At 43.0% G+C, this 15,252-nt stretch carries 12 protein-coding genes, 1 tRNA gene and 1 pseudogene; 10 read left to right on the forward strand and 4 right to left on the reverse strand.

Annotation, left to right across the window (positions count from 1 at the left end; translation table 11 throughout):
* Positions 1–976, reverse strand: a 976-nt coding sequence (locus tag BACCOPRO_RS01225; protein WP_008140146.1) for a Gfo/Idh/MocA family protein, incomplete at its 3' end; no start/stop codon positions are given.
* A 93-nt stretch (positions 977–1,069) separates the two neighbouring features.
* Between BACCOPRO_RS01225 and priA the strand changes: the two genes are divergently transcribed.
* The 4 genes from priA to BACCOPRO_RS01245 are packed head-to-tail and all read left to right on the forward strand — an operon-like array spanning position 1,070 to position 6,018.
* Positions 1,070–3,532, forward strand: coding sequence for a replication restart helicase PriA (gene priA, locus BACCOPRO_RS01230; RefSeq protein ID WP_040311031.1), 2,463 nt, complete (start codon positions 1,070–1,072; stop codon positions 3,530–3,532).
* Between the two features lie 25 nt (positions 3,533–3,557).
* Positions 3,558–4,271, forward strand: a complete 714-nt coding sequence (locus tag BACCOPRO_RS01235; protein ID WP_040311045.1) for a phosphatase — start codon at positions 3,558–3,560, stop codon at positions 4,269–4,271.
* 35 nt (positions 4,272–4,306) lie between these two features.
* Positions 4,307–4,780 (forward strand): low molecular weight protein-tyrosine-phosphatase, encoded by a 474-nt coding sequence (locus BACCOPRO_RS01240; RefSeq protein WP_040311032.1) that lies wholly within the window; start codon positions 4,307–4,309, stop codon positions 4,778–4,780.
* Positions 4,781–4,791: 11 nt separating this feature from the next.
* The gene (locus tag BACCOPRO_RS01245; protein WP_008140154.1) at positions 4,792–6,018 is read left to right on the forward strand and encodes an anaerobic sulfatase-maturation protein; all 1,227 of its coding nucleotides are present in this window, start codon (positions 4,792–4,794) and stop codon (positions 6,016–6,018) included.
* An 86-nt stretch (positions 6,019–6,104) separates the two neighbouring features.
* Here the strand turns inward: BACCOPRO_RS01245 and BACCOPRO_RS01250 are convergent, their stop codons facing one another.
* Positions 6,105–8,162, reverse strand: coding sequence for an HD family phosphohydrolase (locus BACCOPRO_RS01250; RefSeq protein WP_040311046.1), 2,058 nt, complete (start codon positions 8,160–8,162; stop codon positions 6,105–6,107).
* 84 nt (positions 8,163–8,246) lie between these two features.
* On the opposite strand from BACCOPRO_RS01250, the gene gltX reads away from it, so the two are divergent.
* Both gltX and BACCOPRO_RS01260 read left to right on the forward strand, forming a co-directional pair.
* A complete protein-coding gene (gene gltX / locus BACCOPRO_RS01255) occupies positions 8,247–9,764 on the forward strand; it encodes a glutamate--tRNA ligase (protein WP_022278047.1) in 1,518 nt (505 codons plus the stop codon).
* Between the two features lie 11 nt (positions 9,765–9,775).
* Positions 9,776–10,996, forward strand: a complete 1,221-nt coding sequence (locus BACCOPRO_RS01260) for a 3-deoxy-D-manno-octulosonic acid transferase (RefSeq protein WP_008140160.1) — start codon at positions 9,776–9,778, stop codon at positions 10,994–10,996.
* 64 nt (positions 10,997–11,060) lie between these two features.
* On the opposite strand, the gene BACCOPRO_RS01265 is transcribed toward BACCOPRO_RS01260, so the two are convergent.
* Together BACCOPRO_RS01265 and BACCOPRO_RS01270 are read right to left on the reverse strand one after the other, a co-directional pair.
* Positions 11,061–11,591, reverse strand: a complete 531-nt coding sequence (locus BACCOPRO_RS01265; RefSeq protein ID WP_008140161.1) for a gamma carbonic anhydrase family protein — start codon at positions 11,589–11,591, stop codon at positions 11,061–11,063.
* 40 nt (positions 11,592–11,631) lie between these two features.
* On the reverse strand, positions 11,632–13,413 hold the full coding sequence (locus BACCOPRO_RS01270; RefSeq protein ID WP_008140162.1) for an aminopeptidase P family protein: 1,782 nt from the start codon (positions 13,411–13,413) through the stop codon (positions 11,632–11,634).
* A 156-nt stretch (positions 13,414–13,569) separates the two neighbouring features.
* Here BACCOPRO_RS01270 and rpsU point away from each other — a divergent pair, with 156 nt between their 5' ends.
* From rpsU to BACCOPRO_RS01290, 4 genes and pseudogenes are all read left to right on the forward strand, one after another.
* Positions 13,570–13,761 (forward strand): 30S ribosomal protein S21, encoded by a 192-nt coding sequence (gene rpsU, locus BACCOPRO_RS01275; protein WP_008140163.1) that lies wholly within the window; start codon positions 13,570–13,572, stop codon positions 13,759–13,761.
* Between the two features lie 75 nt (positions 13,762–13,836).
* Positions 13,837–14,722: pseudogene (locus tag BACCOPRO_RS01280) on the forward strand (tyrosine recombinase XerC).
* A 16-nt stretch (positions 14,723–14,738) separates the two neighbouring features.
* Complete coding sequence (hpf, locus tag BACCOPRO_RS01285; protein WP_040311047.1) at positions 14,739–15,038, forward strand: ribosome hibernation-promoting factor, HPF/YfiA family; 300 nt, start codon at positions 14,739–14,741, stop codon at positions 15,036–15,038.
* Positions 15,039–15,131: 93 nt separating this feature from the next.
* Positions 15,132–15,205: transfer RNA gene (locus BACCOPRO_RS01290), tRNA-Thr, on the forward strand.
* Positions 15,206–15,252 lie beyond the last annotated feature (47 nt).

Consider the following 15,252-nt stretch of genomic DNA (forward strand, 5'->3'; position numbering starts at 1 on the left):
AGTCACACGGATAAACAACTCCCCATGATTTCCGGAGCTCATCCATCTGCTTCATGATTCTGATGGTTTCAGCATGAGGCATGTAAGGTGACTCCAGCCATCCGTTTTCCAGAGCCTCAATGGCTGCATATACTTCATACTCATATCCCGTAATCTGTGCGGGAGCATGATAGACGGCCGTGATGTTATAGTTACTGTCTACGAGACGGACAGACTGGGGATTATTGATGTTTTCTACAATGAGATGGCCTTTGTCTCCGGAGATGACTCCCATCCGGTCTGTCTGCGCATAGATACTGGCCTGCAGACTTGCCATTTTGCCATCCTTATAAAAGAGGGTAATGTTTTCCTGTCCGTCGACTCCGGTCTCTGTCTTGCGGCAGGCAGAACTCATGTCTTCGATGTCCGTACCAAACGTCATGGCCGCGAAATTGAGGGTATAGACCCCGATGTCCAGCAAGGCTCCTCCGGCCAGTTCCGGACGGATGATCCGCTCCTTGTCCTGAATGACATATCCCAGATTGGCAGAGAGGGTATAGGGTTTTCCGATAGCTCCCTGTTCGATCAGTTCCCGTATTTTTTGCGACAAGGGCATGTAGCGGGTCCATATGGCTTCCGTAATGAACACTTGATGCTCTTTGGCCAGGTTCAGCAGGTCTTCGGCCTGACGGGCATTGGCGGTAAACGCCTTCTCGCAAAGAACCGGCTTTTGATTCAGGATGCAAAGTCTGGCATGCTCATAATGCTCAGAGTGCGGTGTCGCTATATAGATAAGGTCGACATGGGGATCCTTGATCAGTTCCTCATACGAACCGTATGCTTTGGTGAACTGCCATTCTCCGGCAAATGTTTCTGCTTTCTCTTTGGACCGGGAAGCGACGGCATAGCGTTCTACATGTTTCATCCCTCCCAGGGTCAGGGCCATTTTCTTCGCGATATTGCCGCAGCCGATAATACCTATTTTATACGTTTTCATTGTCTCTCCATTTGATTGATGAATAATGTACAAAACTATAAAAGTTTACCCATAGTCGGGCAGGGTGGACTGGTTTTTTTATACCTTTGCGATATGAAGAAATATGTGGATGTCATAGTGCCTTTACCGATTGCCGGTCAATATACCTATTCTCTTCCCGAAGGCTGGGATGAAAAGGTTAAGGAGGGATGCCGTGTGGTGGTTCCTTTCGGTCGGAAGAAGTATTATACAGCCATTATAACCAAAGTACATGAGACTCCTCCCGAAGAGTATGAGACCAAGGATGTAGCAGAGATCCTGGATGAACGTCCTGTCCTGCTGGCCCGGCAGTATGCTTTCTGGAAATGGATGGCTGACTACTATTTGTGTACATTGGGAGATGTATATAAAGCGGCTCTTCCTTCGGGCATGAAGCTGGAGAGTGAGACTGTCGTTGTATATAATCCGGACTTTGAGGCAGTGGAGCCTTTGACGGAAAGAGAACAGAGTGTGATGAATCTGTTGTCTTCCGAAACGGAACAGTGCATTACGCAACTGGAAAAGTCAAGTGGCATTCGCCAGATCCTGCCGGTTATCAAATCCCTGCTGGAGAAAGAAGCTGTCAAAGTAAAGGAGGAACTGAAGCGCAGTTACAAACCACGCACCGAAGCACGCGTCCGGCTTACTCCGGGTATGCAGGATGAAGAAAAGCTCCGAGGACTGTTTGACGGATTGGCAAGAGCTCCCAAACAGCTGGCGGTGCTTATGAAATACATTGAATTGTCCGGTTGGGGAACTTCGGGAACAGATTTGAAAGAGGTTACCCGTAAGTCTCTGCTTGAGGCATCCGGTGCTTCTTCTGCCATATTGAATGGCTTGACCGGCAAAGGTATTTTTGAATTATACTATCAGGAAGTGGGCCGTCTGGCAAAGGGAGTATGCAATACGGTCTCTTTGAATCCTTTGAATCCGGCGCAGCAGCAAGCTTATTATTCTGTTCTTTCTTTATTTGCTACGAAGAATGTATGTCTTTTGCATGGAGTAACATCGAGCGGAAAGACAGAAATCTATATTCATTTGATTGATCAGGTATTGAAATCCGGGAAGCAGGTGCTTTATCTGTTGCCGGAGATTGCCCTGACAACCCAGATAACGGAACGCCTGAAACGGGTTTTCGGGAACCGGCTGGGAATCTATCATTCTAAGTTTCCGGATGCGGAACGGGTGGAGATCTGGCAGAAACAGTTGTCGGAACAAGATTATGATGTCATTCTGGGTGTCCGTTCGTCTGTGTTTCTTCCGTTCCGTCGTTTGGGACTTGTCATTGTGGATGAGGAACACGAAACAACTTATAAGCAGCAGGATCCGGCTCCACGTTATCATGCCCGGAGCGCGGCTATTATGCTGGCTTCCATGTTCGGAGCAAAAACCTTGTTAGGTACGGCAACACCTTCCATAGAGACTTATTATAATGCCCGACAGGGGAAATATGGTCTGGTAGAGCTTACGGAGCGTTACCAGAATATCCGTCTGCCACAAATCGAGCTGGTTGATATCAAGGAACTGGCACGTAAAAAAAGAATGACGGCGCAGTTTTCTCCCTTGCTCCTGCAAAAGATACGTGAAGCCTTGGAGCACAAGGAGCAGGTAATTTTGTTTCAGAACCGGCGTGGTTTTGCACCGATGATTGAATGCCGCACTTGCGGATGGGTTCCCCGTTGCCGGAACTGCGATGTCAGTCTGACTTATCATAAAGGGATGAATCAGTTGACCTGCCATTATTGTGGTTATACGTATCAGGTTCCTAAATCGTGTCCGGCCTGCGGAGGTGTGGAACTGGTGAACCGGGGATTTGGTACGGAAAAGATTGAAGACGATATACGGACTGTATTCCCGGAGGCCCGGGTGGCACGGATGGATCTGGATACGACTCGTACCCGTACCGCTTATGAACGGATCATTGCGGATTTTGAAGAAGGGAAGACGGACATTCTGATCGGTACCCAGATGGTGTCAAAAGGACTGGATTTCGATCGGGTAAGTGTTGTTGGAATTCTGAATGCAGATTCCATGTTGAACTATCCGGATTTCCGTTCCTATGAACGTGCTTTCCAGCTGATGGCCCAGGTAGCCGGACGTGCCGGGCGAAGAAACAAGCAGGGACTTGTAGTTCTGCAGACCAAGTCTCCAGATCTTCCGCTGATTCATCAGGTAATGGCCAATGACTATTTCCGTATGTACAGTGAACAGCTGGAAGAACGGGAACTTTTCAAGTATCCTCCTTTTTATCGGTTAGTTTATGTATATTTGAAGCACTGGAAAGAAGATGTGCTTGATCAGGCTGCCGAACTGATGGCTTCCTGCCTGCGTAAAGGTTTGGGGGAGAGGGTACTGGGGCCGGATAAACCGCCTGTATCCCGTATTCAGACGCTTTTCATCAAGAAGATAGTGGTGAAGATAGAACTGGATGCATCTTTGGTCAAAGTACGGGCTTATCTTCAGCAGGTGCAGCGCTTCCTGACAGAAGATGAACGTTTCCGCTCCTTATTGGTATATTACGATGTCGATCCCATGTAGAATGTAAATAGATGAAGAAATGAAGATAAAGACAGAATTGGATGTGCATACTCACACGATAGCCAGTGGGCATGCTTTCAGTACGCTTCAGGAAATGGCAAAAGCTGCTTCTGATAAGGGACTGAAGTTATTAGGCATTACGGAGCATTCATCCGGAATCCCGGGATCGTGTGATCCTATTTATTTTCGGAATCTGCATGTGGTTCCCCGGCAAATGTATGGTATTGAACTTTTGCTTGGAGCAGAAATCAATATTCTGGATACTGCTGGTCATCTGGATATGGATGAATTCTATTTGCAGAAACTTGACTTGCGGATTGCCGGTATTCATTCACTTTGTTATCAGCAAGGGACTGTGGAGGAGAATACGCAGGGACTGGAGAAAGTGATCTGTAATCCCTATATTCATATCATCAGCCATCCGGGTGACGGTACGGCAAAGCTGCAGTTCGAACCGCTGGTGTTGGCGGCGAAGGAGCATCACACATTGCTGGAAATCAATAACAGCTCGTTGAAACCTTGCCGTGGAAAACTGGAAGCACGGGGGAATAATCTGGAAATACTTCGCTTGTGCAAGCAATATGAAGTACCGGTAATTCTGGGCAGTGATGCACATATTTCTTTTGATATAGCAGATTATGATCTGGCTCTGGAACTGGTAGCTGAAACAGAATTTCCTGAGTCGCTGATCATGAATACCAGTGTAACCAACTTTAAAACCTATTTAAATATCGGATAAAACAGTGTTTTCCGATCCATAAAGATTTGAAATTCATGAAACGGATCCTATTTGTATGTCTTGGCAATATTTGCCGCTCTTCTTCTGCTGAGGAAATTATGCGGACTTTCATAGCCCGTGAAGGTTTAGAACATGAAATTGAAGTTGATTCAGCAGGAATCAGCAGCTATCATCGGGGAGAACTTCCGGATGAACGGATGCGTATGCATGCAGTCCGCAGAGGATATCATCTGACCCATCGTTCACGTCCTGTCTGTTCAGATGATTTTTATCATTTTGATATGATCCTGGGAATGGATGACCGGAATATTGATGCCTTGAAGGAAAAGGCTCCGAATCTCGAGTCTGAAGCAAAGATTGGCCGGATGACTGATTTCTGCCGGGAAAAGGTCGTTGATTATGTCCCGGATCCTTATTATGGCGGAGCACAGGGATTCGAGAATGTGCTGGATATACTGGAAGATGCGTGTGAGGGCCTGCTTCAGAGTTTAAATCATCAAAATATATAATACAACCGGATATGAGTCAAGTTGCTTTTCCTTTTGCAAAACCATTATATGTAATGACGAAGCCGATCGGGGCTGTATGTAATCTGGCCTGCGACTATTGTTATTACCTGGAGAAAACAAATCTGTATAAAGACACGTCCAAGTATGTGATGAGCGATGAACTGTTGGAGAAGTTTATTCGTGAATATATTCAGTCGCAGACCATGCCGCAGGTTTTGTTTACCTGGCATGGCGGAGAAACATTGATGCGTCCGCTCAGTTTCTATAAGCGGGTGATGGAGTTGCAGCGCCAGTATGCAGGCGGGCGTTCCATTGACAATTGCATCCAGACCAATGGTACGCTACTGAATGATGAATGGTGTGAGTTTTTCCGGAAGAATAACTGGCTGGTAGGTATCTCCATTGACGGCCCTCAGGAGTTTCATGACGAATACCGTAAGAACCGTCAGGGACGCCCTTCCTTTGTAAAAGTCATGCAAGGCATTCAGCTATTGAAAAAACACGGGGTAGAGTGGAATGCCATGGCTGTTGTGAATGATTATAATGCTGATTATCCGTTGGAGTTTTATCACTTCTTTAAAGAACTGGATTGCCATTATATTCAGTTTGCTCCGATTGTGGAGCGCCTGAGCCATCATGCTGACGGACGCCACCTGGCTTCTCCATTGCAGAAGGGTGAAAAATTGGCTGATTTTTCTGTGTCGCCGGAACAGTGGGGAAATTTCTTGTGTACATTGTTCGATGAATGGGTGCGCAATGATGTGGGGCAGTTTTTTATTCAGCTGTTTGATTCAACTTTGGCGAATTGGGTTGGCGAGCAACCGGGTGTCTGCTCTCTGGCAAAGACGTGCGGACATGCCGGGGTTATGGAATTTAATGGAGATGTCTATTCCTGCGACCATTATGTGTTCCCCGAGTTTAAGCTGGGAAATATTTATGAGAAGACATTGATTGAAATGATGTACAGCGACCGTCAGCTGGAGTTTGGACAGATGAAACAAAAGGCTTTACCAACACAATGCAGGAATTGTGAGTTTTTGTTTGCCTGCAACGGTGAGTGTCCGAAAAATCGTTTCGCAGTGACACCGGATGGAGAGCCGGGTCTGAATTATTTATGTAAGGGATATCATCAGTTCTTCAGTCATGTAGCACCTTATATGGACTATATGAAACGGGAGCTATTGGCAGAGCGGGCTCCGGCCAATGTTATGGAAGCAATCCGCAGAGGGGAGCTTTGATATTTACTGCCTGGTAGTTTGCGGACTACCAGGTAGTAGTTAGAAAATTACTGCGTAGTAATCGAAGGACTACTACGCAGTAATTTTTATTTCTTTAATTCCGGATAGCTGATACGGGTGTGATACATGGTTTTCAGCTTTTCCTTGAATACTGCTTTAACGGTAGCAATATCCTTGAACGTGATGGGGCATTCTTTGAAATAACCTTCCTGCACCTGTGCATCGATAATCTTGTCGACCAGATTAGATATGCTTTCTTCCGTATATTCAGGAAGGCTGCGCGAAGCTGCTTCCACAGAATCCGCCATGGTCAGAATGGCCTGTTCTTTCGTAAAGGGATTCGGACCGGGATAGCGGAATGCTTCTTTGTCAATTTCTTCTCCAGGATGCTCATTCTGATAGGATATATAAAAATACTTGGTCAGTCCTCTTCCGTGATGTGTACAGATAAAGTCCTTGATCACTTTAGGCAGATTATATTTATCTGCAAGCTTCATACCGTCTGTTACATGATTGATGACAATCTGGGCACTTTGCTTATAGCTTAACTGGTTGTGTGGGTTTACTCCTGACTGGTTTTCTGTGAAGAATGCAGGGTTCATCATTTTCCCGATATCGTGATACATGGCACCAGTACGTACCAGCTGGCTGTTGGCTCCGATACTATTGGCTGCTGCTGCGGTAAGGTTGGCCAATTGTAAGGAATGTTGGAATGTACCGGGAGCAACCTCCGACATTTCGCGCATCAGTTTGTTGTTGATGTTTGATAATTCAACGAGAGTAACATTCGAGGTAAATCCAAAAGTCTTCTCCAGTATGAACAATAAAGGGTATGTGAACAGCAGAAGGATGCCGTTGATGATGAAATTAATATACATGTGTGTACTCAATTGTGCCACATTGTTTACGTGGATCAGATCCAGTGCCAGATAAAGAATGACATAGCTGCAGGTGACAATCAGTGCGCTTCGTAATAACTGCGAGCGTTGAGACAATTCCCGCAGGCTGTAAATACCTGCCATACCGGCTACTGTCTGTAAAAGTATAAACTCATGAGGAGTCCGTAAGGCAATGGAGCAAATTAAGATGGAGATAACATGCGCCATGAATGCTGTACGCGAATCAAGGAATATACGGATGATCATCGGAATCATGGCGAACGGAACAATGTAGACACTGAGGAAAGCATGTTCCACCATAATGGATGACAGGACAGGGAAGAAGGTAATGAGAATAAATAATAAATAAAGGCTTCCTTTCTTGCCATAATAGTCACGGCGGAATAATTCCAGGTACACCATGAATGCGACAATCAGAATGGTGACAAAGAGAATCTGGCCGATTAAAGTTAATCTTTTTTCGGCTGCAGTTTCACTTCGTTTGCTCCATTCCTTCTGAAGTGATCTCAGGATATCATATGTATGCTGGTCTATGATTTCTCCGCGGTCGATAATCTTTTGTCCGTTCATAACGAAGCCGTTGGCCCATGATAGTCCGGATAAAAGATCCTGTTTGGCAGCTTCGGATTTGGATGCATCATAAGTTAAGTTTGGAGTAATGTAGTTGTTCAGGTTACAGCGTTGCAATAACACCTTATTATAATGTACGGTATCTGAGTTGATCAGTGCTTCGTAAGCTTGTTTGGTCGTATACAACTCTTCAGTAGGCAATTGGCTGGAGGTATTTTTGTTTACAACGCGAATCGTGTTTCTGCCTTCTTTTTTCAGGGAAGCCAGATCATCCATGGATACGACTCCTTTCTCATAGATGACTTCCAGTATACGCTCAATATGATGCTGATAAGCCGGGACCGGGATGATGTTGCGCAGGTTTTTGTTATAGTCATCTTTGAATTTCTGGATCATCTGTTCACCCTGAGTCTTGTCTATCTCATAGTAGGGCTGATAGAATGCCATTAAACTGTCCTGTTCTTTCTGGATCTGTTCATCTCCTTTGTAAATAGGGAAATCAAAAGAAGCCTGTAACAGGCCATATTTCCACGGCTTGTTGATGTCAAACTGATAATTAAACTTGCCTTCTTTGGGAAGAAAATATACGATAACTGCGACAGTCACCAGAGAAATGGCGCATTTGTAAAGCAGTTCCTTATATGAAAACGGTTGTTCTCTATGTAAACTTTTCATAAGCATGGATATTTGTGCTGCAAAATAAACAAAAAACGGGAAAAATAGATTAATTTTGCGGCGTATTTTTAGATGAAAATCACTATGGCTGAAAGAAAAGTAAGAGTTCGTTTTGCACCGAGTCCTACGGGTGCATTGCATATTGGTGGTGTGCGCACTGCCTTGTATAACTATCTGTTTGCCCGCCAGCATGGGGGAGACTTAATTTTCCGAATTGAAGATACTGACTCCAATCGTTTTGTACCCGGAGCGGAGGAGTATATTATAGAATCATTCCGTTGGTTAGGAATAAAGTTTGATGAAGGTGTTAGCTTTGGTGGCAACTATGGTCCTTACCGTCAGTCAGAACGCCGTGATATTTACAAAAAATATGTACAGATCCTGCTGGATAACGGAAAGGCTTATATTGCATTTGATACGCCGGAAGAATTGGAAGCAAAGCGTAAGGAAATTGCGAACTTTCAGTATGATGCGACGACCCGTACCTCTATGCGTAACTCATTAACCTTGCCGAAGGAAGAGGTTGATAAACTGATTGCAGAGGGAAAGCAATATGTGGTTCGTTTTAAGATTGAACCGAATGAGGATGTTCATGTACATGATATTATCCGTGGAGAAGTCGTGATCAATTCTTCTATCTTGGATGATAAAGTTCTGTATAAGTCAGCAGATGAACTTCCTACCTATCACTTGGCAAATATTGTAGATGATCATCTGATGGAAGTGTCTCATGTGATCCGTGGAGAAGAATGGTTGCCGTCTGCTCCTTTGCATGTGTTGTTGTACCGTGCATTTGGCTGGGAAGATACGATGCCGGAATTTGCTCATTTGCCATTGCTGCTGAAACCAGACGGAAATGGTAAGTTGAGCAAGCGTGACGGTGATCGTCTGGGATTCCCTGTATTCCCTCTGGAATGGCATGATCCGAAGAGTGGAGAAGTCTCTTCAGGCTATCGTGAATCAGGATATTTGCCTGAGGCTGTAATCAACTTCCTGGCGTTACTGGGATGGAATCCGGGAAATGATCAGGAAATCATGTCAATGGATGAACTGATTAAATTGTTTGACCTTCACCGTTGTAGTAAGGCTGGTGCCAAGTTTGATTATGAAAAGGGTAAATGGTTTAACCACGAATATATCCTGATGAAGAGTGATGCAGAAATAGCAGAATTGTTTATGCCGATCTTGAAAGAGCATGGTATTGATGCTCCAATGGAAACGGTAACAACTGTTGTTGGTCTGATGAAGGGGCGTGTTAGCTTCATCAAGGAATTATGGGATACCTGTAAGTTCTTCTTTGTTGCTCCGGAATCTTATGATGAAAAAACAGTCAAGAAGCGCTGGAAAGAAGATTCTGCTGAGCGCATGACAGAACTGGCTGACTTATTGGAATCATTGGATGATTTCTCACTGGCTCATCAGGAAGAGGTTGTCATGAAATGGATTGAGGATAAGGGTTATCATCTGGGTAATATTATGAATGCTTTCCGCTTGACTCTGGTTGGCGAAGGTAAGGGACCTCATATGTTTGATATTTCTGCTGTATTGGGTAAGGATGAAACTGTAAGACGTATGCGTCGTGCTATTGAGGTACTCAAATAAGCCAGTTTATTATGATTTATAATATTCTTTTATTCTTATATGCGTGTGCAGCCCGTGTGGCTGCACACTTTAACCAAAAAGTTTCCAGCATGGTAAAAGGCCAGAAGGAAACTTTTGGTATTTTGGAAGGGTGCATAAAACCGGATGCTCGTTATATATGGTTTCATGCAGCTTCGCTTGGTGAATTTGAGCAGGGACGTCCGTTGATTGAAGAGATCCGGAAACGTTATCCTCAATATAAGATTCTTCAGACTTTCTTTTCTCCTTCCGGATATGAAGTCCGTAAAGATTATAAAGGTGCAGATGTTGTTTGTTATTTACCTTTTGATACCCCGGGAAATGTCCGCCGTTTTTTGGATTTAGCTCATCCATGCATGGCTTTTTTCATTAAATATGAGTTCTGGCAAAACTATCTGACAGAATTGTCCAGAAGAAGAATTCCGGTTTATAGTGTATCGTCTATTTTCCGTCCGGATCAGGTGTTTTTCAAATGGTATGGAAGAAGTTATCGGAATGTATTGTCTTGTTTTGATCATCTCTTTGTACAGAATGCAGAGTCTGTTGAGTTATTGAAGACAATAGGGGTCACTCAGACAACAATTGTAGGTGATACACGCTTCGACCGCGTGCTGGAGATCTGTCATCAGGCGAAAGATCTGCCTTTGGTTGAGGCTTTTAAAGGTGATAAACTGACCTTGGTTGCAGGAAGTTCATGGGCTCCAGATGAGGATATATTCATTCCTTATTTTAATGCTCATCCGGAAATGAAACTGATCATCGCTCCGCATGTTATAGCAGAAAGCCATCTTGAAGAGATTATTGGCAAATTGAATCGGACTGTAGTGCGATATACTCAGGCTACAGAAGCTAATGTACGTCAGGCTGATTGTCTGATTATAGATTGCTTTGGATTGCTATCTTCAATTTATCGTTATGGAGAAATTGCTTATATTGGAGGTGGTTTTGGAGTAAGTATCCATAATACTCTGGAAGCTGCTGTTTATGGAATTCCTGTGATTTTTGGTCCCGAGAACCGGAAATTCCTGGAAGCTCAGGGATTGAAGCAGTGTCAGGGTGGTTTTGAAATTCATGGAGAGAAAGATTTCATTCAGCTGATGGATCGCTTCCTTAGTGATTATTCTTTCTTGGATAAATCGGGAAAGCGTGCCGGAAATTATGTCCGGGATAATTCCGGGGCACTTGAAAAGATTATGAATACTGTGAAGTTTTAAGAAAATCGCCAGCCTGTTCATGTAAGATGAGAGGCTGGCGATTTTTTATAAACAGCTGACGTAGCTATTCGTGCTGGTCTTCTTCTTTAAACCAGGATGCATACATCAGGTATCCATTGGCTATTTTTTGATTTAGTTCCTTGCTTTGCTGCGGGTCTACCCGTTTGATAAATTTTGCAGGGACACCTCCCCATAGGGTATGAGGCTCGATGACAGTATTAGCCAGAACCAAGGCTCCGGCGGCAACAATTGCTCCTTCTCCTACGATGGCATGATCTAACAGTGTTGATCCCATACCAATTAAAGCATTGTCTTTTACACAAGCTCCATGTAAGGTTACATTGTGGCCAATGGAAACATCATTACCTATTTCTACGGTAGATTTTTCATAGAGAGTGTGCAGTACACTCCCATCTTGTATATTTACCCGATCACCGATACGGATGGAGTTGACATCGCCACGTAATACAGTGTTGAACCATATACTACAATTTTTGCCCATAATGACATCACCAATGATTGTTGCATTATCGGCCAGATAACAATCGTCTCCTATTTGAGGAGTAAATCCTCTGACTGATTTGATAAGTGCCATATAATATTCTATAAATAAGGTAATCCAAATTATATTAGCTTTATGAAAGCGGTAAGGTTGCGTTTCTTAGCCATTGCTTCTCGGCTTCGCTTAACATAGGGTTAAGTGCTTCATATACATTTTTATGGTATTGATTGAGCCATGCCTTTTCTTCGGTAGTAAGCATTTCTGGAAGAATGGCTTCCTGATCGATGGGGCAGAGGGTGAGTGGCTCAAATTTATAGAATACGCCAAACTCAGTTTCTCTGGATGGTACAACAAGCATTGTATTTTCCGTGCGGATACCGTATTTTCCTGCTTTGTAAATACCGGGTTCATTGGTAATGGTCATACCGGGAAGTAGTGGGGCAGGGACATAATTCATGCGGATTTGGTGAGGCCCTTCGTGTACATTAAGGAAGTGGCCGACACCATGTCCGGTGCCATGTCCATAGTTAATACCATCTTTCCACATATATTGCCGGGCCAGTATGTCTAGTTGTGTTCCGCATGTTCCATGGGGGAATTCGGCTGTTGATAAAGCAATAAATCCTTTTAATACTAATGTATAATCTTTCTTTTGCTCTTCGGTAACAGGTCCTAATGAAATAGTACGAGTGATGTCTGTTGTTCCATCCAGATACTGTGCACCACTATCCAACAGTAATAAGCCTTCTGCCTTAAGCTGAGATGAGGTTTCTGGAGTTGCCTCATAATGTACAATAGCTCCATGTTCCTGATAGCCAGCTATTGTGTCAAAACTGATACCCTGAAATTCATCTTGTTCGGCCCGTAATTCATATAGCTTCTGGTCAATGCTCATTTCTGTCTCTTGGCTGGTTCTGATAGTTTCCTTTAGCCATTTTAAGAATCGTACCATTGCAACACCATCGCGTTTCATGGCTTTATGGAAACCGGCAATTTCTGTCTCGTTTTTGATGGCCTTAAGGAATGTGACAGGTGAAGTTTGTCGGATTATGTCGTTTTGAGTTGCTATTGTTTGGTAAAGAGTGAAGTTTGTTGTAGGCGGCAGTAAAAATTGCATTCCTTGGATGTCTTTCAAATCCTGTTCAATGGCTGTATATGGCTTTGTCTGGATTTGTTGGTGTTCCAGATAAGCCATAACTTCTTGATTGATTTTTTCAGGATATATATATAATGTATTAGCTTGTGGTGTTATTAAAAGGTAGCTGACAAAAACAGGATTGCAATGTACATCTTTACCGCGTAAGTTGAGTGTCCAGGCGATCTCATCAAGGGATGAAAGCAGTAGTGCATTAGCTTGGCTTTTTTGAAGTTCATTGTTGATTAAATCTAACTTTTCCTTGCAAGAGCGTCCGGAATAGGTTTCAGGCAGAATAAAAATGGGTTCTGATGGAAGGGAAGGACGGTTTTGCCATAAATAAATAAAGGGATCTTCTATTGTAATTAAGGAGAGGCGGTATTTTTTTAATTCCAGAATTAGATTTTCTGCTTCGGAGACAGTGTTTACCCATCCGTCAATACCTACTTTCTCGTTAGGCTGTAATACTTGTCCCAGCCAGTTGGCAATAGTCGGTGTTCCGGGAACTCGTTCTTTAAACAGGATGATACCAGTGCCTTCCAGTTGTTCTTCTGCTTGAAGAAAATAACGGGAATCGGTCCATAATCCTGCTTTGTCTAGAGTGATGACGACCGTTCCGGCTGAGCCTGTAAATCCGGATATCCATTTCCTGGTTTCCCAATATTCAGGGACATACTCTCCTGAATGAGGATCTGTACTGGGTACTATGAAAGCTGAAATGCCTTTGCGTATCATGATTGCGCGTAGGGCTGTCAATCTGTTTGTTATGTCTTTTTTCATTTTAGAGAAGTTATGTTGCTGGCAAAGTTAGTATTTCTGGTAGATTCTTGATAAAAATAGGTGGAAAGTTTTGTGAATAAATAAAATATGCGTAATTTTGCCCCGCATTTCTAGTGCAGAAATAATTTAATAACAAAATACTTTAATTTTAAAAAAATGATTGTAGTACCTGTAAAAGAAGGCGAAAACATTGAAAAAGCGCTGAAGAAATTTAAGAGAAAATTTGAAAAAACTGGTGTTGTAAAAGAACTGAGAAGAAGACAGCAGTTTGACAAACCGTCTGTACTGAAGAGACTGAAAATGGAACATGCCATTTATGTCCAGAAGTTGCAGCAAGTAGAAGAATAATAAAATTTGCAAGATTGCTTGAATTATTGAATTCTTTTTCATAAATTCGTTGCTGAAATAAAGGCGATGTTTCTTATGTTGAAAGAATCTTTTCTGGAGTACCTCTCTTATGAACGACGTTATTCGGAGCATACCGTTTGTAGTTATGGACTGGATTTGTCAAAATTTGAAGAGTACTTAAAAGGAGTGGATGAGGATTTGGATCTCATACATGTAGACGCTGACTTGGTTCGTGGTTGGGTGGTTTCTCTCATGGAACAAGGTTATACGTCTACTTCTGTGAATCGAAAGCTGAGTTCGCTCCGATCGTTTTATAGGTATTTGCTTCGGAAAGAATATGATTCCGGTGGATCCGATGCTAAAGGTTATTGGTCCTAAAAAGAAAAAACCGCTTCCGGTTTTTGTTAAGGAAGCGGAAATGGATCGTCTTTTGGATGATGCGGATTTCGGTGATGGCTTTTTAGGCGTGCGAGATCGGATGATTTTGGAGGTTTTCTATGAAACGGGAGTTCGACGTTCGGAACTTATAGGCTTGAATGATGCGGATGTGGATTTTTCATCGTGTGTTATAAAGGTCACAGGAAAGAGAAATAAGCAACGTTTGATTCCTTTTGGTGAAGAGCTGGAAAGGGATTTACGGGTGTATCTTTCAGTAAGAGATGAAAATATATCAGAACGGGAAAATGATGCATTTTTTGTCCGGAAGGATGGACGAAGGCTTTCTCCTGGAATGGTATACCTTTTGGTAAAGCGTAATTTGACAAAAGTTGTTACGTTAAAGAAAAAGAGCCCACATGTTTTGCGGCACACCTTTGCAACCTCAATGCTTAATCATCAGGCTGAATTGGAAGCGGTGAAGGAGTTGCTGGGGCATGAAAGCTTGTCAACAACGGAGGTTTATACTCATACAACTTTTGAGGAGTTAAAAAAAGTTTATGAACAAGCTCATCCTAGAGCGTAAAGAAAAGGAGGTTTTTATGGAAGTAAGAATTCAATCAATTCATTTCGATGCATCGGAAAAATTGGAAGCTTTTATTCAGAAGAAAGCAGAGAAGCTCGAAAAGTTTTGCGATAATATAAAGAAAGTAGAGGTGTCTTTGAAAGTAGTAAAACCTGAAACGGCAATGAATAAAGAGGTCGGTGTTCACGTTTTGGCGTTGAATACAGAGTTTTACGCAGAAAAAGTAAGTGATACATTCGAAGAATCAATAGATGTCTGCATGGAAGCTTTGTCGAAACAATTGTTGAAGGCAAAAGAAAAAATGCAGGGTAAGTAGAAAAAAATCGCGCAAAAGTTTTGCGATTAAAAAATAATACCTAACTTTGCAGCCGCTAAGTCATAAGAGACATGGCTGCAAAGTTTAACTTTCGCCTCTTTAGCTCAGTTGGCCAGAGCACGTGATTTGTAATCTCGGGGTCGTTGGTTCGAATCCGACAAGAGGCTCGAAGAAGAAAATGCAAAGTTAATCTTTGATCTTTGAAAAAAGGAAT

The sequence above is a fragment of the Phocaeicola coprophilus DSM 18228 = JCM 13818 genome (assembly GCF_000157915.1).
In the GTDB taxonomy this organism is placed as follows: Bacteria; Bacteroidota; Bacteroidia; order Bacteroidales; family Bacteroidaceae; genus Phocaeicola; species Phocaeicola coprophilus.